The organism is Tatumella morbirosei, from assembly GCF_000757425.2.
GTDB classification, from domain to species: Bacteria; Pseudomonadota; Gammaproteobacteria; order Enterobacterales; family Enterobacteriaceae; genus Tatumella; species Tatumella morbirosei.
On sequence record NZ_JPKR02000003.1, the window covers coordinates 1,173,102 to 1,193,215 of the forward strand.

Annotated in this window: 16 protein-coding genes, 6 tRNA genes, 1 other RNA gene and 1 pseudogene; 11 read left to right on the forward strand and 13 right to left on the reverse strand. The window is 48.3% G+C overall.

Annotated features, from left to right (window positions below):
* The first annotated feature begins 155 nt into the window (after positions 1 to 155).
* Both HA49_RS08215 and HA49_RS08220 read left to right on the forward strand, forming a co-directional pair.
* Positions 156 to 1,055 carry a DMT family transporter gene (locus HA49_RS08215; protein ID WP_038021968.1) on the forward strand — a complete coding sequence of 300 codons (900 nt, stop codon included), beginning with the start codon at positions 156 to 158 and terminating at the stop codon, positions 1,053 to 1,055.
* Between the two features lie 163 nt (positions 1,056 to 1,218).
* On the forward strand, positions 1,219 to 2,433 hold the full coding sequence (locus HA49_RS08220; RefSeq protein WP_038021971.1) for an L-lactate MFS transporter: 1,215 nt from the start codon (positions 1,219 to 1,221) through the stop codon (positions 2,431 to 2,433).
* 76 nt (positions 2,434 to 2,509) lie between these two features.
* Here the strand turns inward: HA49_RS08220 and HA49_RS08225 are convergent, their stop codons facing one another.
* From HA49_RS08225 to alaC, 5 genes are all read right to left on the reverse strand, one after another.
* A complete protein-coding gene (locus tag HA49_RS08225) occupies positions 2,510 to 2,770 on the reverse strand; it encodes a hypothetical protein (protein ID WP_038021973.1) in 261 nt (86 codons plus the stop codon).
* Between the two features lie 77 nt (positions 2,771 to 2,847).
* Entirely contained in the window at positions 2,848 to 3,180 is a 333-nt protein-coding gene (locus tag HA49_RS08230; protein WP_052752458.1) for a hypothetical protein, read from the reverse strand.
* A 113-nt stretch (positions 3,181 to 3,293) separates the two neighbouring features.
* Positions 3,294 to 4,097, reverse strand: coding sequence for a hypothetical protein (locus tag HA49_RS08235; protein WP_038021976.1), 804 nt, complete (start codon positions 4,095 to 4,097; stop codon positions 3,294 to 3,296).
* The gene (locus HA49_RS08240) at positions 4,094 to 4,564 is read right to left on the reverse strand and encodes a universal stress protein (protein WP_038021979.1); all 471 of its coding nucleotides are present in this window, start codon (positions 4,562 to 4,564) and stop codon (positions 4,094 to 4,096) included. The genes HA49_RS08235 and HA49_RS08240 overlap by 4 nt, the downstream gene beginning before the upstream one ends.
* Positions 4,565 to 4,939: 375 nt before the next feature.
* Complete coding sequence (gene alaC / locus HA49_RS08245) at positions 4,940 to 6,187, reverse strand: alanine transaminase (protein ID WP_038021982.1); 1,248 nt, start codon at positions 6,185 to 6,187, stop codon at positions 4,940 to 4,942.
* A gap of 256 nt (positions 6,188 to 6,443) precedes the next feature.
* Between alaC and HA49_RS08250 the strand changes: the two genes are divergently transcribed.
* Together HA49_RS08250 and HA49_RS08255 are read left to right on the forward strand one after the other, a co-directional pair.
* The gene (locus HA49_RS08250; protein WP_046791722.1) at positions 6,444 to 8,168 is read left to right on the forward strand and encodes a sensor histidine kinase; all 1,725 of its coding nucleotides are present in this window, start codon (positions 6,444 to 6,446) and stop codon (positions 8,166 to 8,168) included.
* Positions 8,165 to 8,896, forward strand: a complete 732-nt coding sequence (locus tag HA49_RS08255) for a LytR/AlgR family response regulator transcription factor (RefSeq protein ID WP_038021985.1) — start codon at positions 8,165 to 8,167, stop codon at positions 8,894 to 8,896. The genes HA49_RS08250 and HA49_RS08255 overlap by 4 nt, the downstream gene beginning before the upstream one ends.
* A gap of 58 nt (positions 8,897 to 8,954) precedes the next feature.
* Here HA49_RS08255 and glk read toward each other — a convergent pair whose 3' ends face one another.
* Positions 8,955 to 9,917 (reverse strand): glucokinase, encoded by a 963-nt coding sequence (gene glk, locus HA49_RS08260; RefSeq protein WP_038021988.1) that lies wholly within the window; start codon positions 9,915 to 9,917, stop codon positions 8,955 to 8,957.
* A gap of 279 nt (positions 9,918 to 10,196) precedes the next feature.
* Entirely contained in the window at positions 10,197 to 11,435 is a 1,239-nt protein-coding gene (locus tag HA49_RS08265) for an Nramp family divalent metal transporter (protein WP_038021991.1), read from the reverse strand.
* Between the two features lie 391 nt (positions 11,436 to 11,826).
* On the opposite strand from HA49_RS08265, the pseudogene HA49_RS08270 reads away from it, so the two are divergent.
* A pseudogene (locus tag HA49_RS08270) lies at positions 11,827 to 13,018 on the forward strand (NupC/NupG family nucleoside CNT transporter).
* A 72-nt stretch (positions 13,019 to 13,090) separates the two neighbouring features.
* On the opposite strand, the gene HA49_RS08275 reads toward HA49_RS08270, so the two are convergent.
* The 4 genes from HA49_RS08275 to HA49_RS08290 all read right to left on the reverse strand — a co-directional run bounded on the left by HA49_RS08275 (position 13,091) and on the right by HA49_RS08290 (position 16,039).
* Positions 13,091 to 14,134, reverse strand: coding sequence for a glycosyltransferase family 9 protein (locus tag HA49_RS08275; RefSeq protein WP_038021994.1), 1,044 nt, complete (start codon positions 14,132 to 14,134; stop codon positions 13,091 to 13,093).
* A 308-nt stretch (positions 14,135 to 14,442) separates the two neighbouring features.
* Entirely contained in the window at positions 14,443 to 15,618 is a 1,176-nt protein-coding gene (locus tag HA49_RS08280; RefSeq protein ID WP_046791723.1) for an AI-2E family transporter, read from the reverse strand.
* Between the two features lie 223 nt (positions 15,619 to 15,841).
* Positions 15,842 to 15,917: transfer RNA gene (locus HA49_RS08285), tRNA-Ala, on the reverse strand.
* A 46-nt stretch (positions 15,918 to 15,963) separates the two neighbouring features.
* Positions 15,964 to 16,039, reverse strand: a tRNA-Ala gene (locus tag HA49_RS08290).
* 275 nt (positions 16,040 to 16,314) lie between these two features.
* Here HA49_RS08290 and HA49_RS08295 point away from each other — a divergent pair.
* The gene (locus HA49_RS08295; RefSeq protein WP_038021996.1) at positions 16,315 to 16,671 is read left to right on the forward strand and encodes a YfeC-like transcriptional regulator; all 357 of its coding nucleotides are present in this window, start codon (positions 16,315 to 16,317) and stop codon (positions 16,669 to 16,671) included.
* A 48-nt stretch (positions 16,672 to 16,719) separates the two neighbouring features.
* Here the strand turns inward: HA49_RS08295 and gltX are convergent, their stop codons facing one another.
* Positions 16,720 to 18,135: a glutamate--tRNA ligase gene (gene gltX, locus HA49_RS08300; protein WP_038022000.1), complete on the reverse strand. Its 1,416-nt coding sequence runs from the start codon at positions 18,133 to 18,135 to the stop codon at positions 16,720 to 16,722.
* A gap of 271 nt (positions 18,136 to 18,406) precedes the next feature.
* On the opposite strand from gltX, the gene HA49_RS08305 reads away from it, so the two are divergent.
* From HA49_RS08305 to HA49_RS20855, 5 genes are all read left to right on the forward strand, one after another.
* A tRNA-Val gene (locus HA49_RS08305) sits at positions 18,407 to 18,482 on the forward strand.
* A 40-nt stretch (positions 18,483 to 18,522) separates the two neighbouring features.
* Positions 18,523 to 18,598 (forward strand) — tRNA-Val (locus tag HA49_RS08310).
* A 32-nt stretch (positions 18,599 to 18,630) separates the two neighbouring features.
* A tRNA-Val gene (locus tag HA49_RS08315) sits at positions 18,631 to 18,706 on the forward strand.
* 3 nt (positions 18,707 to 18,709) lie between these two features.
* Positions 18,710 to 18,785 (forward strand) — tRNA-Lys (locus HA49_RS08320).
* 43 nt (positions 18,786 to 18,828) lie between these two features.
* Positions 18,829 to 18,949: non-coding RNA, RtT sRNA (locus tag HA49_RS20855), on the forward strand.
* A gap of 79 nt (positions 18,950 to 19,028) precedes the next feature.
* Here HA49_RS20855 and HA49_RS08325 read toward each other — a convergent pair.
* Complete coding sequence (locus HA49_RS08325) at positions 19,029 to 20,102, reverse strand: oxidoreductase (protein WP_038022002.1); 1,074 nt, start codon at positions 20,100 to 20,102, stop codon at positions 19,029 to 19,031.
* Between the last annotated feature and the right edge of the window lie 12 nt (positions 20,103 to 20,114).

A 20,114-nucleotide genomic window follows, 5' to 3' on the forward strand; every position in this document is an offset into this window, starting at 1 on the left:
TCTCAGTGTAATCGGCTGTCTTACCCGCTGCCAGTGTTGACTCTGTTAAGACAAAGAAAACCGCAGGATTATGCAAACTGGCCGCAAACCTGTATCAACGGTTCCCTCAGTACCTCGCCATAATGGCAGTTTAGCGTGGGGAGGGGAAAGACCAGATGAACATCGTACTGTATTTTACCGTAGTACTGATTTGGGGAACGACATGGATAGCTATTTTTGTCCAGCAACATTCTGCCGGTGTGCCGGTGATGACCTCAGTCTTCTGGCGTTTTATGCTGGCGGCAATCCTACTGCTGGCTCTGTTAAAACTGACCCACCGCCTGAAAAAATTGTCCCGTCAGATCCATTTTTTCTGTCTGCTGCAGGGATGTTGTATCTTTGGCGGAAATTTTATCTGCTTTTATACGGCAGCTCAGTGGATTAACAGTGGTCTCGAATCTGTGATTTTTTCAATGGCGGTGATTTATAACACCATCAACAGTTGGATCTTCTTTCGTCAGAAACCACCGGTACAATTTATTCCAGCGTTGATCCTCGGCCTGGGGGGGATGATTGTGATGTTCTGGCCGCAGTTGAGGGCCAACCATTATTCGGTTCAACTGCTGGCAGGTATTGGTTTATCCGCCCTGGGGACCCTGGGTTTCTCGCTGGGAAATATGCTGAGCGTGCGCCACCAGCGCCAGAAACAAGATGTCATGACTACCACCGGTTTTGCCATGCTGTACGGAGCCCTGGTCATGGCCTTGATCAGCCTGTTAACCGGTCAGTCTCTGGCGCCGTCGCTGAACACTCACTGGCTGGCGGCCGTTGGTTATCTGGCAGTGATAGGATCGGTGTGTGGTTTTGGCGCCTATTTTACCCTGCTGGGCAGAATCGGTGCGGCAAAGGCCGCATGGAGTACCTTATTATTTCCGTTAGTCGCACTGGCATTATCTGCGGAGTTTGAAGGCTTTATATGGCAACCGCATGCCGTGCTCGGGTTGATAAGCATTTCACTGGCGAACCTGATGATGTTCGCCCGCTTACCAGCAGGCCGGCGCGCACGAGCAGCCTAAACACAAACGGGTATGAATGGCACTGACACTCTGTAAACGTCATTCATACCTTCTTTCATGCATTTCATGCCGCGTAAACGGCAGCTCATACCATAATCCCACACAAACTCCCGGTAATTAATTATCCTGTCCGTAGAAAATGAATCTCTCGCGGAGCGCGAATATGAACACCACCCAACAACCGCCATCAGCCACTCGCTGGCTGACACTGTGCGGGACTGTGATTACCCAGTTTGCATTAGGATCTGTTTATACCTGGAGTTTGTTTAATCAGCCCTTGTCTCAGAAACTCTCAGCTCCGATCAGCAAAATCGCCCTGTCTTTCGGAATTCTCAGCCTTACCCTCGCTCTGGCATCGTCTATGGCAGGAAAGCTACAGGAACGATTCGGGGTACGTAACGTGACCCTCAGTGCCGGTATTCTACTGACTATCGGCTTGTTTCTGACCGCAGAATCTTCGTCCATCGGCATGCTATATCTGAGTGCCGGTGTGTTGGTCGGTCTGGCTGATGGTACTGGCTACCTGCTGATATTATCCAACTGCGTAAAGTGGTTTCCTGAGCGTAAAGGAGTCATTTCTGCCTGCTCTATCGGCGCTTACGGTTTGGGTAGCCTGGGCTTTAAATTTATTTTTAGTTATCTGTTGGCTCATCAGAGCCTGGAGCATACCTTTATGCTGTGGGGAGTGATCACTCTGGTAATTGTGACGCTCGGCGCTTTGCTGATGAAAGATGCCCCGCGTACAGAGGTTCAGCAAGGTAGTGACTCTGCCGGTGACTTTACCCTCGCAGAGTCTATGCGTCAGCCACAATACTGGATGCTGGCGTTGATGTTCCTGACAGCCTGTATGAGCGGCTTATATGTCATCGGGATCGCCAAAGACATCGGCCAGAATCTGGTGCATTTACCCGCGTTGGCCGCAGCCAACGCAGTGACGGTGATAGCCATGGCCAATCTGGCGGGTCGTCTGGTGCTGGGGGTATTATCCGACAAGCTGCCACGTATCCGCGTGATTTCACTGGCGCAGGTAGTCTCACTGGCAGGGATGAGTCTGCTGCTGTTTACCCGACTACAACAGGATTCATTTTTCTTCGCTGTTGCCTGTATCGCTTTCAGCTTTGGTGGTTCGATTACCGTATTCCCGTCACTGGTCAGCGATTTCTTTGGTCTGAATAATCTGACAAAAAACTACGGTGTTATTTATCTCGGTTTTGGCGTAGGCAGTATTCTTGGTTCGCTGGTCGCGTCAATTTTCGGCGGATTTATGGTGACATTTGTAGTGATCATGGTACTACTGGCAGTTTCATTGATCCTGTCGCTGACCGTTCGACAGCCGGGCCAAAATTCAGAACAACCTGCCACTCTGGTACAAAACTGACAACCTGCCCGTTATTTGTGATGCCCCGCCTGCAGGGGCATAATTTTGTCTTTATCTGACACTATTTCCCGAAAAATCACTTCACTCTTAACGCAGTCCTGACTCTCCAGCGGTAAATCACCAGCACTATCGCCAAAACCATGACCGGCAGAAGATGCACAAAAAACCATACCATCAGTCCGGCAAAGATATAGATGCCACCGGGGGCATCAGGATCGTATTGCATCCCCATTCGTGCCCCCACCATCGCCCAGATAAATAACGTAGGAATCGTCCAGAGAATATTGAACCACCTGCGATAGCGGTTTACCGGATTCAACAGTCGTTCACCGATCAATGTGCAAAACTCCTGTGTGGGGAAATCATAGTATAGCCCCTTCTTCCCGGTGACGAGTATTCCTGACTTCGCTGCTATTAATTATCTACCGAATAATTGCACTGGAACCAACGAGTTTTTTCTCCTGACCAGGCACTGTTTTCTTCCGGAAGTGGTTCAACTTTATCAAAACCATGCTGGTGACAATAATCTGCCACTGTGGTGTTGAGCGCGGTCAGATTGACCTGTGAAGGTTTGTAACGAAACTGCAGACTATGGGAAGCTTTATCACTGTCTACCTGGGTGTACCCCCCGGGATACTGATGTGCGCAGCCACTCAGCAGAGTACTAAGCACACCCGCCATACACAGAACTCTAAGATTTTTCGCCATGTTCAGCATTGTTAACCGAAAAGTAAAAGTTACATTCATAGTAATGTATCCCTCCACCGGCGGTTGCACATCGGATTAGACCGTAAGCGGTCATCAGGACGGAGAAATCAGAGATTTCTGTCGTCCCCCCTCCGGCAGACACTGTTCAGGGATTAATCCGCACTGACTACCATCATCCGTAACAGGTTGGCCGACTGAGGCGCCGGCAGTTTCAGGATGGTCTGGTACAAATCAATCGTCATCGCGCACAGTGACTGATGATCAGAAGATGTGTCACCCGGCTCATTGAGCTGTTTCAGCTTGTCGCCCCAGCGTGAGTAGAGGATACCGACCACCTGTTTCAACGTATTACTGGCCAGGGTTTTATTGATTGGTTTATCAGGGCCTTCACTGGTCAGGAACAGCTGTTCCATCGCCGCGGAATCACGATCATTCAGCGACTGCGGCAGTACCTGCATCAGATTGACGCCACCTTCAACCTGCGGATACAGAAAGCGAAAGCAGTATTCCGGTGAGATTTTCTCCAGTGCAATCATTTCGTCCACGTTAACCGTGACATAGTTAATAACCGCCTGATCACTGGCACGACCAATTCGCTGATTCACCACATCAGCCAGCATGCCGCGTAACTGCCCGATGGCGAGGGGAACACTCATTCCCTGCTTGATTGAACGCAGAAAAGATTGCTGCAATACCGCCCAAAGTTTCGGTTCCTGCTGTTTCAGAATCCGGTAACCAGGTATTGCTGACAATTCAGCCAGTGAGTGCTGAGCCAAAAGTTCTGCATCATGCTGTGGTTTATAGGCGTAAAACCACCACAGATTACCTGCGGCTACAGGAACAATTGTCAGTAAAATGGCAGCCACCAGTGAAAGACGATTCTTTCTGACAATAACAGTCAGTAGTAACCCTAAAACAATCAGGCTGATGACAGAAGGGAGTAGTGTTTCGGTCATACCGCAGACGAAGTCTCTTGGGTAACATCAACCAGAACAGGGCAATGGGCTCGTTCAATGACAGCAGCACTCACTGAGCCTTTCAAAATTCGGTTGAAGGAAGAAAGATGGCGACGTCCCATAATTATCATTGAGGCTTGTATACGATCAGCCTGTTCGACTATGGTGACAGCCGGTTCGCCACTGCAGATCAATCCGCGGGCAGGAATTCCGGCCTGAGCAAACGGATTAAGCGCATAGCGCAGCATCTGTTCTGCCGAATTCTGGCTGTCTCTGGCATTCAGCAACAGTGACCCGCTCTCTGCCGTATCAATTTCTATCGGCTGGCTGCCGGAAATATCATCAGACATCACACAACACACAATAACCACTGATGCCTGATGGGCTTTAGCCTGATCCAGGGTGGTTCTGATAATTTTTTCCGCCATTGAGGCCTGGCGATCAATTGCCATTAATAATGTTTTCATTATCCAGCTCCATTCCGGAGAGTAGTAAATACCTGTATCAGACCTGTAAAGACTGCCCGGAACAACAGGCACCTGACACCGCCCATGAGATGCTCCCCGTTAATGTATCCTGATTTGCTTTAATTGTCAGAGTATTACCTGACTGATTTTCTCGCTCCTGCCAAACAAATGCCATGACAAAGAAAAAAACAATTAATTTTAAAGCCAGGATTGCACGGGGAAAAACAGATTTTAATTAATTTTCAAAACCACAACGATTGATGTAACGAAGTTACCAGCTGTAACGACCAGACAAGTGTCCTGTGGCTGTCAGGGAAGATTCATTTGGCGCAAAAACCGGGGAAGCTCAGGGAATTTCTCCCCTGAGCAAAACTATCAGGACGCTGAACTCTCCGGAGAGACGGATTCACTACTATTTTGGGGTGCCAACCCTGCGGCACGGAACATGTTTTTGATGCCACGCACCGCCTGGCGGATACGATCACTGTTCTCAATCAGAGCGAACCGGACATGAGTATCACCATAATCACCAAAGCCGATTCCGGGGGAAACGCACACTTTTGCTTCTTCAAGCAGCAGTTTAGCAAACTCCAGCGATCCGAGATGGGCATAATGCTCCGGAATTTTCGCCCAAACATACATCGATGCTTTCGGGTTTTCCACCCTCCAGCCAGCATCATGCAACCCTTTCACCAGAACATCGCGACGACGCTTATATTGTTCGGCTATATCACGGACACATTGCTGATCCCCTTCAAGTGCCGCTATCGCCGCGACCTGTAACGGGGTAAAGGTACCATAGTCATGATAGCTTTTAATCCTTGCCAGCGCCGAAACCAGCTCCTTATTACCCACCATAAATCCAATACGCCAACCAGCCATATTGTAACTTTTCGACAGCGTAAAGAACTCGACAGCAACATCACGGGCACCGGGAACCTGCATAATTGAAGGTGCTTTCCAGCCATCGTAAACGATATCTGCATAGGCCAGATCATGTATCACCAGCACATTATATTGTTTAGCCAGAGCGACAACCCGCTCAAAGAAGTCCAGCTCAACACACTGTGCTGTCGGATTTGACGGGAATCCCAGAACCATCATTTTCGGTTTTGGATAACTTTCACGGATAGCCCGCTCAAGTTCTGCAAAGAAATCAATGCCGGATACCAGCGGTACCGAACGCACCTGTGCGCCGGCAATAACCGCGCCATAGATATGAATCGGGTAACTTGGGTTAGGTACCAGTACGGTATCACCGTGATCCAGTGTTGCCAGCATCAGGTGTGCCAGCCCCTCTTTCGAACCAATAGTCACAATGGCTTCAGACTCAGGATCGATATCTACCTGATAACGATCTGCATACCAGCGGGAAATTGCTCTGCGTAACCGGGGAATACCCTTGGAGGTGGAATAACCGTGGGTATCTTCACGCTGTGCGACCTGACAGAGTTTTTCGACAATATGTGGTGGTGTAGGGCCATCCGGATTCCCCATACTGAAATCAATAATATCTTCGCCCCGACGACGGGCGGCCATTTTTAATTCTGCGGTGATATTGAAAACATAAGGAGGCAGGCGATCTATACGAGTAAAACGACGGGCTGGCTGATTATCTGACATAAAAACTCCGTTAAACGTTAGCGCCCGGACCGTCCGAGCGACGCACTCCGAATGGAGTAAAATCAACATACCTGCCGGGTTCAGTATTTGTCCAGTAAATGCTCCTCAGGCGACACAGATATTTTTTAACCGATAACCCGGAATTGATCCTGATTTTGTTTTACGCAGATTATCCCGGTGAAGCGCTGGTGCATGACAGGGAATTTTTCTATCATAACTGCCTGTTTTGTTGTTTATTCACCTAAGGCCCGCCACGATGTTTCTTCATCTGGATAAGTTACTGGCGGTTTTTGACCGTGCAGCATTAATGTTGATCTGCTTGTTTTTTCTGACCCGCGCAGCCCCCTTCCGCCAGTTGTTACAAAAAGATGATTATACCGTGCCAGAAAAAATGGCCGTAACAGCCATCTTTTCCCTGTTTGCGCTGTTTAGTACCTGGACTGGGATCAATGTAGATGGGTCGTTGCTCAACGTGCGAATCATTGCGGTCATGTCCGGGGGAATATTGTTTGGTCCCTGGGTAGGCATTACCACCGGGGTCATTGCCGGATTACACCGGTTTTTAATCGATGTTCACGGTGTGACCGCACTGCCCTGCCTGATAACCAGTGTGCTGGCAGGCGTGGTCTCAGGGCTCATTTACCGGCATATCGAAAAATCACGGCGCTGGAGCGTCGGAATCCTCTGTGGCATGTTATGTGAAAGCCTGACAATGATACTGATTGTACTGCTGACACGTCCCACCACTCTCGGCATAGAGATTGTCAGTGAAATTGCGCTACCGATGATTCTGGGTGCGACCAGCATCGGGCTGATAGTATTGCTGGTACAAAGCGTTGAGGGGGAGCGCGAAGCACAGGCGGCACGTCAGGCGAAACTGGCCCTGGATATTGCCAATAAAACTCTGCCATTATTCAGGAACATCAACAGCCAGTCATTACGCCAGGTCTGCGAAATTATTTGCCACGATATCAATGCCGATGCAGTGGCACTGACCAACCGACAGGAAATTCTTGCTTACGTCGGTTATGGTGAAGAGCAGTATCAGACCGGTAATATTGGTCTGAGCACCACCACGACGCTTGCGATTACCAGCGGGAAAATCATTATCCGTAACAATGATGAAGCCAACCGGACACGGGATATCCACTCTATTTTAGTGATACCATTGCGGGAAAAAGGTGAGGTCGCTGGCACCCTGAAGATTTATTATCGTCGGGCACACCGGATTACCGGCTCACTGAAAGAGATGGCCGTTGGCTTATCACAAATCATCTCAACACAGCTGGAAGTCTCACGGGCTGAACAGTTACGTGAGATGGCAAATAAAGCTGAATTGCGCGCCCTGCAGAGTAAAATCAATCCGCATTTTCTGTTTAATGCACTGAATGCTATCTCCTCGTCGATCCGCATGAACCCGGACACTGCCCGTCAGTTAGTCATAAATTTGTCGCGCTATCTGCGCTACAACCTGGAACTCAGTGATGATGAAGTGATTGATATCAGGAAAGAGCTGTACCAGGTAATGGATTATATCGCTATCGAGCAAGCCCGGTTTGGCGACAAACTATCGGTAATCTATGACATCGATGAAGAAATTTCCTGTAAAATTCCGAGCCTGCTTATCCAGCCTCTGGTTGAAAATGCCATTGTCCATGGTATTCAGCGTACCCAGGGAAAAGGCGTGGTGACTATTACTATCCGTCAGGGAGATGGTGAAGATAACGTCATCATCTCAGTAAAGGATACCGGGGAGGGTATCAGTGAGGAAGTCATCCGCAGAGTAGCGAATAACGAAATGCCAGGTAATAAGATTGGTCTGCTGAACGTTCATCATCGCGTCAGATTGCTATACGGGGAGGGACTAAAAATTCGCCGCCTCTCCCCTGGTACCGAAATCAGTTTTACTGTCAGCAAAACCTCCCCTTCCACGGTAGCTGACAACAGTAAAAGACAATTCAGTACGGAGAATGTAACGTGAAGGCTATCATTGTCGAAGATGAGTACCTGGCCCAGCAGGAACTCAGCTGGATGATACAAGAGTACAGTCATATCAGCATTGAAGCCTGTTTTACTGACGGTCTGGATGTTCTTAAGTATCTTCAACAACATCAGACAGATGTTATTTTTCTGGATATTAACATTCCATCACTTGACGGCATGCTACTGGCAAAAAATATCAGTCAGTTTGCGGTTAAACCTCTGATTGTGTTTATTACGGCCTGGAAAGAGCATGCCGTGGAAGCTTTTGAGCTGGATGCTTTTGATTACATTCTGAAACCATATCAGGAATCCCGTATCATCAGCATGCTGAATAAGCTGGAAGCTGGTTGGCACCACCAGCAAAATACTATCTCTGCGCAAAATCATTCGACAACACAGCAGACTATCAACCTGGTAAAAGATGACCGGATCATCGTGACGGATATTAACGATATTTGTTACGCAGAAGCGCACGAAAAACTCACCATCGTCTACACCCGGCGCGATCAGTTTATTATGTCGATGAGTATTAGTGAGTTTTGTCAGAGGCTGCCAGAGAGTCAGTTTTTTCGCTGTCACCGCTCATATTGCGTAAACCTTAATCAAATCAGCGAAATAGAGCCGTGGTTTAACAATACTTATATTCTTAAATTACGGGAACTGGAGTTTCAGGTCCCAGTCAGCCGCAGTAAGGTCAAAGAATTTCGTCTGCTGATGCATTTGTAGCAGAATGCATTCCTGGCCGGTGTGGCAAACACAACACGGCTCAGGAATGACACAGAAATTACAGCACCATCCCCAGAGTCTGGCGCATATGGGCGCCTGCTCCCAGCAGTCCTGGCTGGTCATGTGTAATCAGATAGACCGGAATGTCCTGTACGTAAGAACGGAAACGTCCTTTGTCTTCAAAAGCAGCACGGAAACCGGAAGCTTTAAAGAACTCCAGGAACCGTGGCACAATTCCCCCGGCAATATATACGCCACCGAAAGTCCCAAGGGTCAGTGCCAGGTTTCCACCGAAACGCCCCATGATGACACAAAACAGTGACAGCGCACGCCGGCAGTCTGTGCAGCTACCGGAAAGTGCGCGTTCGGTCACGTCCTGTGGCAGCAGTCGTTCAGGCACACGGTTGTCTGAAATGACAATCGCCCGGTAGATATTTACCAGACCTTTGCCTGAGAGCACCCGTTCAGCTGAAACTCTGCCACGTTCGGCACGAAGAACACTCATGATCATGTCTTCTTCTTCGGTCCCGCAGGTGAAGTCAACATGCCCACCCTCACCTGGCAAACTGACCCAGCGTTTGTTGACATGTACCAGATGGCTCACTCCCAATCCTGTCCCGGCACCATAGATTGCAATAGGTTTATCTTTCACCGGTTCACTACCACCGAACTGGATGACATCATCACTACTGAGCATCGGGATAGCCATAGAGACCGCAGTGAAATCGTTAATCACTTCCAGATGTTCCAGACCGAGATTTTGTTTCATCTCGCTGATAGAAAACGCCCAGCTATGATTAGTCATTTCAATCCAGTCATCTTTCACCGGACAAGCGATGGCGATACATGCACAGGTGATAGCTTGTTGGTCTGCCAGATACTCACGGATAACATCTTCCAGGCTCTGATAATCATCGGTTGAAAAGGTTTTGGCCTGCGAGATGCTGCCGTCAGTCACATCACACAACGCAAGACGGGCGTTAGTTCCGCCTACATCGCCGACCAAGGCATAGTTTGTCATTCTTATGCTACTCCGCTTGGGGGTAATTAATGGTGAAGACGGGTTCGCCTTCTTCAAATCTGCTGGTCACCGGTAACCAGGTGAAATTCATTCATCATTTTCACAGTTATCTACCATACCTTGCCTGATAATCAATGCACATAGGTAAGATGCTGAATAATCACTGGCAGAACCGCGCATGGCTGCTACTACGCAACGGTATAAAACCGGCAAAAAAACACTATATCATGGTTTCGTCTGCCGGGCGGTAACCATAGTCGCCCGGTCGATGAAGGCCTGTCAGAACAGGTCCGGTATTTCACCGCTCAGCACAACCACGTTCAGTACAATGACCAGTACTACAATCACAATACCGGTGATATGCGTTTTTCTTTTATTGGTGAGTGCGCCCATCAATTGCCGGTTACCGGTGAATACCAGCAGGGGGATCAATGCCAGCGCAATACCGAAGCTCAGGAATACCTGGCTCAGAACCAGTACCCGGGTAGGGTCCATTCCGGCAAAAATAACAATAAACGATGGCAGCATAGTGACTACCCTGCGAACCCACAACGGAATAGTAAAATGAATAAATCCCTGCATAACGACCTGCCCTGCCAAAGTCCCTACGACAGTAGAAGACAAGCCGGCAGTCACGAGGCTCAGACCGAAAACTAATGCAGCAGCACTTCCCAGCAGAGGTTTCAGTGTCAGATAAGCTTCATCGAGTTCGGTAATTCCGGTATGACCATTGAAATGGAACACGGCAGCAGCTGTAGCCATCATTGCCAGGTTAACGAATCCGGCAATCGTCATAGCAATGGCGACATCAAGTTTGGTTGAGGCATAACGCTGTTTTTTACTCGCACCATCATCCTGTTGGGTCAGCGCCGAGTGCAGGTAAATGACGTGGGGCATAATAGTCGCGCCAAGTACCCCGGCAGCCAGATATAGTGCGTTAGAATCCGGCAATACAGGTAGTGCCATACCACGGATTAATCCACCAGGATTTGGCTGAGAAAAAAACATTTCTGCTACATAAGCCCCGGCAACAAACAACAACATCGCGCCTATCACCCACTCCAGGGGCTTCTGGCCACGACTCTGCAACATCAGAATCAGGAAAGTTGCGACTCCGGTGATAATAGCCCCCTGCAACAGGGTAACGCCGAACAACAATTTGAAACCCAGCGCTGCGCCGATAAACTCAGCTAAATCCGTCGCCATCGCAATCAGTTCAGCCTGCACCCAGTAGAACCAGACAGCAGGGCGTGGAAAACGATCACGAATATGTTCCGCCAGATTTTTCCCGGTCGCAATTCCCAGCTTTGCTGATAACAACTGGATCAGCATAGCCATAATATTGGCCCAGACGACCACCCAAAGTAACTGATAGCCGTAACTGGCCCCGGCCTGAATATTTGTGGCGAAATTACCGGGATCGATATAGCCGATTGCCGCAATAAATGCAGGGCCCATCAACGCGAGCTTAACCTTCCTCTGCTTCTTGTTACTGTCGGCGGTCTGACCTTCTGACATCTGGCATCCCCGTAATTCTCTGTGATAGCGCCACTTTACCTGCCCCGGACAGAGCAGTTAAATCGGTAATGTTTATCGATTCAATAGACTATGCTAAAAAGTATAGCCATTGCTATAAATCAGTCAGCAACGTTACCTGATTAACAAAATTTGAGCAATCGCTTTTTGAAGCTGAGCTGGGGGTTAACTGTACGGACATCAGTCAGAAAAATGTCCACAACATTCCCCATACCAAAAAATAACTACCGCCGGCGAAAAGTGAGTACAGAGCAACAATTTTCAGAAAATTAACGATATCTCTTACTTATAATGGGTTTTTGCTCTCGTTTTTATATGTAACGTTTCATAGAATACATAACAAAATATAACTCTCCTCAAATCTGGAGTCTGTATGTCACAAATTTTCCATTTTATTCTGGCATTGGTGGTGGTTGCCGTACTTTGCCTGCTGGTGAGTAAGGACAGGAAAAAGATTCGCTTACGTTACGTGGTGCAGTTACTGGTGATTGAAGTGCTGCTGGCGTGGTTTTTCCTCAATTCGGAAGCTGGCTTGGGTTTTGTAAAAGGGTTTGCCGCGTTTTTTGATACCCTGTTGAAATATGCAGCCGAAGGCACAAATTTTGTGTTCGGAGGCATGAATGACAAAGGCCTGGCCTTCTTCTTCCTCAATGTTTTGTGTCCTATTGTCTTTATTTCTGCTTTGATCGGTATTTTGCAGCATTTCCGGATTCTGCCGCTGGTGATCCGGGCGATTGGTACCCTACTGTCTAAAATTAACGGGATGGGTAAGCTGGAATCGTTTAACGCCGTCAGCTCTCTGATCCTTGGTCAGTCAGAGAACTTTATTGCCTATAAAGATATTCTGGGCAAGATGTCGAAGAACCGTATGTACACTATGGCAGCCACTGCGATGTCTACCGTTTCGATGTCCATCGTCGGCGCATATATGACGATGCTGCAACCGAAATATGTAGTTGCAGCACTGATCCTGAATATGTTCAGTACCTTTATCGTGTTATCACTGATTAACCCGTACAAAGTGGATCAGGAAGAAGATTTACAACTGAAAAACACCCATGAAGGACAGAGTTTCTTCGAAATGCTGGGCGAATATATTATTGCTGGTTTTCGTGTCGCTATCATCGTGGCCGCCATGCTGATAGGTTTTATCGCTCTGATTTCTGCGATTAATGCGCTGTTTAGCACTATTTTTGGCATCAGCTTCCAGGGCGTGCTGGGCTATCTGTTCTATCCCTTTGCCTGGGTTATTGGTGTCCCGGCTGATGAAGCATTAAAAGTCGGCAGTGTGATGGCGACCAAACTGGTCTCTAACGAATTCGTGGCAATGATGGATTTGCAAAAAAATGGCAGGTCAACTCACTCCGCGTTCTGAAGGTATCCTGTCGGTTTTCCTGGTTTCTTTCGCCAACTTCTCCTCTATCGGGATTGTTGCCGGAGCGATTAAAGGCTTAAACGAAGAGCAGGGAAATGTGGTTTCACGCTTCGGACTGAAATTACTTTATGGCTCAACCCTGGTCAGCCTGCTTTCCGCTGCAATTGCCGGCCTGGTACTGGCCTGGTAACTTCCAAAACAAATACGGGGCATGGGTTGCCCCGTTTTTTTTGGCTGCCTTAGCCAGCCGTGCCGTTAGCAGTCAGGCTGCAGGAACAATATCGTTGTTTTCAGCCGCCAGCACTCTCTGCCGTAATGCCATAAAACGTTCCTTCACCTGCCCGACGGTCAGTTGTGCAACTTCCTGACCCGGTGCTTCCAACGTTTCCGACGGGACTCCCCACGGCCCCCAAAACCAGGCATCGCTATTACCAAACATGGCGACCGTAGGCACATTTACTCCGGCGGCCACATGCAATGCTCCACCGTCACTGGTCAGAATTTGCTGGCATAATGACATTCCGGCTATCAGTTCACGTAATCCAGTGGTATGTACCGCGGTCACCTTAATATCGGTGCAATGCTCCAGAATCTCGCTGGCTTTCTCATCATCTCCCGGATGGCTTTTATTATCTGCCGCTCCCGGTGACCAGAACAGCAGGAACTGACACGGATGTTGTGCGGCAATTTCATGCATAAACCGGATAAATTTTTCTGTCTGCCAACGTTGACCGGGTTTACGCGCACTGATCTGAACCCCGTATACCGGTAATCCTTCGGTGAGGTTGATCCGATGGCGCAATACAGAGACCTCTTCTTCTCCGGGATAGAGTTCCAGCCCGGCAGGCGGCAACGAGACTCCCAGAGGCTGTGCCAGCTGCGAGAGCAGTTCAACAATGTGCTGCCGGGCGCTTTGGGTGGGAATTAAATCAGTAATGGCTGAAGGTGCCTGATTTCCAACAGCGATAATTCTTTTAGCACCAGAGAGCCTTGCCCACTGTAACGGCCGCTTATCCCAGTGTTCTTTGGCAATAATGACCACATCGTAACCTGCACGACGCAACTGCAACGACGTTTTTATCCGGTTAAATATCACACCGAGTGCGGACTGCCCGCTGTGGCGATGGTGCAGTTTACTGTACAGATGTACGGTGCCGATATGAGGATTATTCTTCAGTACCGCCTGATTATAAGTATTCACCAGTACATCAACTGTTCCACCAAAATGTCGGGCAAGGGAAGCAATCAACGGGGTTGTCAGGATCAAATCCCCGATATTATCTCTGCGAATAATTAATATTTTCATACTATTGCCTAAATACCATCATGTTCATCCCTCTCCGGTTAACCGGGTCAGAATTCAGCCTGCCAGAACTGTAATCCCTGGTTATCCGCCGTCACTGGGCTGATAACTTTTTGGATAACAATTTTGATTCCCTGACATTCCCTTGCTTCAAATTCATCCATTTTTTTTTCGATACGTGCTTTATACGATGTTATGACATCAATTGCTGCAGGATGTTTCAACTCCGGTGATAAAAGCTGGGATTAAATAAAACGAAAAAAAACCCATGTAAACATGGGCTTTCGTCAGGTGTCAGGCGTTTTGAGTGGTTAGCCAGCCGTTCCCGGCTGTTCTTGTTTATTATTCTCTTCCTGAAGTTGTTTATTATTCTCTTCCTGAAGTTGTTTTTCCTCCTCCCCTTCAGCGATAAATCCGGCATCAAGCTGATCAGAGTTTTCTTCATTATCGCGACCAGATAACAGATTCCAGCAGGCAATAAACAGAGCCGCAATCAATGGACCGATAACAAACCCATTAATCCCAAACCATTCCATCCCACCGAGAGTCGCAATCAGCACCAGATAATCCGGCATTCTGGTCTCTTTACCGACCAGTAACGGACGCAATATGTTATCCACCAGCCCGATAACCACCACAAAGAACACGACGAGGAAAATACCTTTCCACAACGGACCTGCGGCCAGAAAATAAATAGCCACAGGTACCCAGATAATTGCCGAACCAATGGCGGGAACCAATGACAGAAAGGCCATTAATGCACCCCACAGCACGCTGCCCTGTACCCCCAGGAACCAGAAGGCCAGCCCGCCCAGAGCCCCCTGAACCAGAGCCACCACTACGGTGCCTTTGACTGTCGCTTTAGATACCGCGGCCAGTTTTTTGAACAGATGATGTTTTACATAATCAGTGAGCGGTAATGAATCCAGCATCAGATTGATCAGATAAGAACCGTCTTTCAGGAAGAAAAACAGCAGATATAGCATGATCGCAAAGCCAACGGTGAAACTGAAGGTCCCCTGGCCTATCACCAACGCACTGCCGGCAATGGTTCTGCTACCCTGCATCGCCAGTCCGGAAATCTTTTGCTGTAATTTATCCACGTTATTCAGATCATACCGGTTAAGGAAATCCTGAACAAAACCGGGCAAATGATTTAAAGCGTTGGTAATTGACGTAGTCAACGCCTGATTATTTTGCTGAATATTGTTGTACAGCTCATTACCTTCATAAGCCAGTGAAGTCATGACAATCACACAAGGAATAAACACTATCAGGCAGATTATCAGCAGAGTCAGAAAAGCAGCGAGTCCGTTCTTATCTCCCAGGGCCTTACGGATCCGGGTTTTGAGCGGATAAAACAACAGTGCGAGGATCACGCCCCAAAATATAGATGAGTAGTAAGCCTTAAGTACCATACAGAAGGCCAGTGTACTCAGAATCAGCAGTAGTACAAAGAAACCTTCGTTAATTCCCTTCACTTTCATGGAGTGCTCCCGGCACAATTAACCTGCTGTTAAATGTAGTAAATAACCTTAATATTACAATAATTGATCGGTAAAATTTTATGAGCTGTGAGTGGGAGGAAAACTGAAGTAAACGCAGTAGTGATAGCTTAATAACAGTCGCAATCAACTATTCGTGAACAAACAGAAAATATCGATAACAGGGTGTTGAAACGAAAGGAATTTATAACGAATAGTGCAGAAATGGTGGAGATAAGCGGGATCGAACCGCTGACCTCTTGCATGCCATGCAAGCGCTCTCCCAGCTGAGCTATACCCCCACATCTGGAATCTTTTCGGTGTCTGGACTCTAAAAACAAAAGAGTTTGGTGGAGATAAGCGGGATCGAACCGCTGACCTCTTGCATGCCATGCAAGCGCTCTCCCAGCTGAGCTATACCCCCGGGCCGAAAAGTTGTCAGGGTCAACCTGACGGACGGCATAATATGAAACCGGTCGGTAGGTGTCAACGGCAAATTACGAATCTGTGTCTGATTGCTGAAAAAGACACCACCATCGTCCGTAGTCAGCCACTTTCACACAGTAAATTACCGGCATTCACCACAAAAAAGGTGAAACGGCACATAGCGGTAGAGTGAAAATCTTTTCTTTTTTTAAGGTTCACGTTACCTTTCATTGTAAAATGCTATTGTTACATTAACCACGAAAGGGAAATACCGTGAAAAAGGAATGGATGACTCCGGAAGAACTGGCGCTGGAAACAGGTTACAGCCGTCAGACAATTAATAAATGGATTAAACGTGAAGGCTGGTCAACACTACCGAAACCTGGCGTACAGGGTGGTAAAGCCCGGCTTATTCATATCGACGAAAATGTCACTGCGTTTCTGCATGCTATCCGCCATGTTGCCGAACCGCGTGGTCAGTATTTTGCGGCCAATGACACTCTTGCCAGCTTATTACTAAGCAGCATCAGTCAGATGAATACCCATGAAAAAGATCAGTTCAGTGCTTTGTTGTTACGTGAAGGAATTAAAGGGGTGCTGAAAAGGCTGGAAATTGATGCGCGGGAATAGAAAACACCGGAGCCCGCAGGCTCCCGGTGTCAAGCCGCAGGCGGCTTGTTATGACTGTGCTTCGCGTTCGCTGATATAGTTCAGTGCCTTGCCGATTCGTTCGATACTACGTTTACGACCAATTGCAGTCACCGTGACATCCAGTGCCGGTGACTGCCCTGCCCCTGTAACGGCAACACGTAATGGCATACCCACCTTCCCCATACCGACCTCTAATTGGGTGGCAGTATCCTGAATCGCCTGATGCACAGTTTCTGCTGTCCAGTCGGTTACGGCTGCCAGTTTCAGAGCCACCAGCTCCAGTGGCTGACGGGCAACCGGTCGCAGATGTTTTTTCGCCGCATCTGCGTCAAACTCATCAAAGTCTTCATAGAAATAACGGCAGCTTTCCGCCATTTCTTTGAGGGTTTTACAACGTTCCCCCAGCAACTTCACTAGTTCAGCCAGTTCAGGGCCGGTACTGGTGTCGATATTCTGCTGCTCAATATGCCACTGCAGTTGAGTCGCCACATATTCAGCCGGCAGGTTGTTGATATAGTGATGGTTAAGCCACTGAAGTTTTTCGGTATTAAACGCACTGGCCGATTTGCTCACTGATTCCAGACGGAATAACTCAGTCATTTCTGCAATGGAAAATATTTCCTGGTCGCCATGAGCCCATCCCATACGCACCAGGTAATTGAGTAAGGCTTCCGGCAGATAGCCATCATCACGGTATTGCATCACCCCTACCGCGCCATGACGCTTGGACAACTTCTTACCGTCGTCGCCAAGAATCATTGAGACGTGTGCATACACTGGCACCTGAGCACCAATCGCTTTCAATATATTTATCTGACGCGGGGTATTGTTGATATGGTCTTCACCACGGATAACATGGGTAATCTGCATATCCCAGTCATCAATGACGACACAGAAATTATAGGTCGGTGAACCATCGGTACGACGAATGATTAAATCATCCAGTTCCTGGTTGCTAAATTCGATCGGCCCACGAATCTGGTCATCAAAGATAACCGTCCCTTCCTGTGGGTTACGAAAGCGAACCACACAAGGTTCATCATCACTGTGATGTTCATGGCTGTCACGGCAATGACCGTCATAACGTGGTTTTTCACCGTTTTCCATCTGTTGCTCACGCAACGCGTCCAGCCGCTCTTTTGAGCAATAGCATTTATACGCAGTGCCTGCGACCAGCATCTCATCGATCACCTGGTTATAGCGATCAAAGCGTTTGGTCTGGTAGTAAGGACCCTCATCCCAGTCGAGACTCAGCCAGTTCATACCGTCCATAATTGCTTCTATTGCTTCCGGGGTAGAACGTTCCAGGTCTGTATCTTCAATACGCAGAACAAATTCACCTTTATTGTGGCGGGCATATAACCAGGAATAAAGGGCAGTACGTGCACCACCGACATGCAGATAGCCGGTAGGGCTTGGCGCAAAACGAGTCTTAATCTTCATTAAACATTGCCTTAGGACGCGGGTTTTCGATCACAAACGCCAAAAACCAGAAAAAAATGAGGAATTCAGTGGCTCCATTTTAACACCTGGCAGTGAATCCTCAATCATTGCTCGCAGTATCGGGGTGTTTAATCTTTTCATTCCGGTAAAAAAATAAACATTCTGCCTGAAAACCCCGCATGATGGCTAAATTTAAGACGAACAAACATTTTCCTCAGAAAAATCGTTGACTCATATTCAACTATCCCTATAATGCGACTCCACACAGCGGGGGTGATTAGCTCAGTTGGTAGAGCACCTCCCTTACAAGGAGGGGGTCGGCGGTTCGAACCCGTCATCACCCACCACTACTCAGGTAGGTGACCCGCTGGAACAGGAAAAGAATTTGGGTGATTAGCTCAGTTGGTAGAGCACCTCCCTTACAAGGAGGGGGTCGGCGGTTCGAACCCGTCATCACCCACCAAATTCTTATTAAGTCCTGATAACAAAGTTTTCGGGTGATTAGCTCAGTTGGTAGAGCACCTCCCTTACAAGGAGGGGGTCGGCGGTTCGAACCCGTCATCACCCACCAATCGGGTCGTTAGCTCAGTTGGTAGAGCAGTTGACTTTTAATCAATTGGTCGCAGGTTCGAATCCTGCACGACCCACCAATTCAGAAAAGAGCACCCTTCAGGGTGCTTTTTTCGTTACAGAGCACAGAATAAAACTTGCGGGATGAGAACCTGCCGCAGGTTCGGGTCGAACGCAGTGAGACAACGTTGTTTAACAACGGCCCGCAGGGCGAGCGAAGCGAGTCATCCTGCACGACCCACCAATTCAGAAAAGAGCACCCTGTTGTTATAAACAGCAGGGTGCTTTTTTCGTTTCAGAGCTCGGCCCGTCAGCAGGTATGGTTAGTTTTTATGAAACTCTGCCACTTCATCTTCGGTGAGCTCTACCTTCTGTACCCTGCCCGTGTCTGATGATCGTACCGCCGCTTCCAGCACCGCCATCACAGCAATAGCCTGCACCGGAGATACGGGATTAGCGTTTCCGTGGTTCAGCGCATCACGAATCTGTAGGTAGTACTGGCTCTGATCTCCGCGTGGAGTTGAGATGTGGGTAGCTTGCTGGTGAGCGTCAAAAACAACTAAATCATCACCATCTTCTCCCCAGATCTCTGAACCCGGTAGCACACCAGCTATTAACTGTTTCTCCTGCTGATCCGCATTTTGTTTAATCAGACTACCTTTATCACCGTGCACCGTAAAACGAGACACACCTCCGGCAGCGAGCATTGAGGCATGAAGAATGACCTTATGCCCGGGATAGCTCAGGGTGACATGAGCCCAGTCATTAATGCTGGCGCCCGGACGCAGAATGGCTAAATCTCCGGAGACGAAATCCGGTAGGCCGAAAATCTGTAAAGCCTGATCAACAATATGCGGGCCGATATCAAACCATAATCCACTGCCGGGTAAATCCTGCTCTCTCCAACGGTCACGGACTTCCGGACGGAACCGGTCCATATGAGATTCGAAATGCTTCACCTGACCAATCATTCCGGAATCAATCACCTTTCGGATACCGAGGAAATCACTATCCCAGCGTCTGTTCTGAAAGACTGAGAGCAGTAATTTTTTTTCTCTGGCCAGAAGGGCCAGAGCCCTGGCTTCGTCCAGGTTTAGCGTAAAAGGCTTATCAACCACCACATGTTTACCTGCGTTTAGCGCCATCTCTGCCAGAGGCACGTGAGTATCATTCGGCGATGCGATAACGACCAGATCAACCTCAGGATCTTTGATGGCCGCTTCTGCTTTAGCAACAACCTTAACATTGGGTAAGTCTTTTTTGACTTTATCCTCGCTACCGGATGAAACCACGAGAAGGCTTAACCCCGGCACGGAGGCAATCAAAGGTGCATGAAATGTTTTACCAACGAATCCATAGCCAATCAGTGCAACGTTGATGTCTCTTTTGGTCGTCATTGCTTTCTCCAT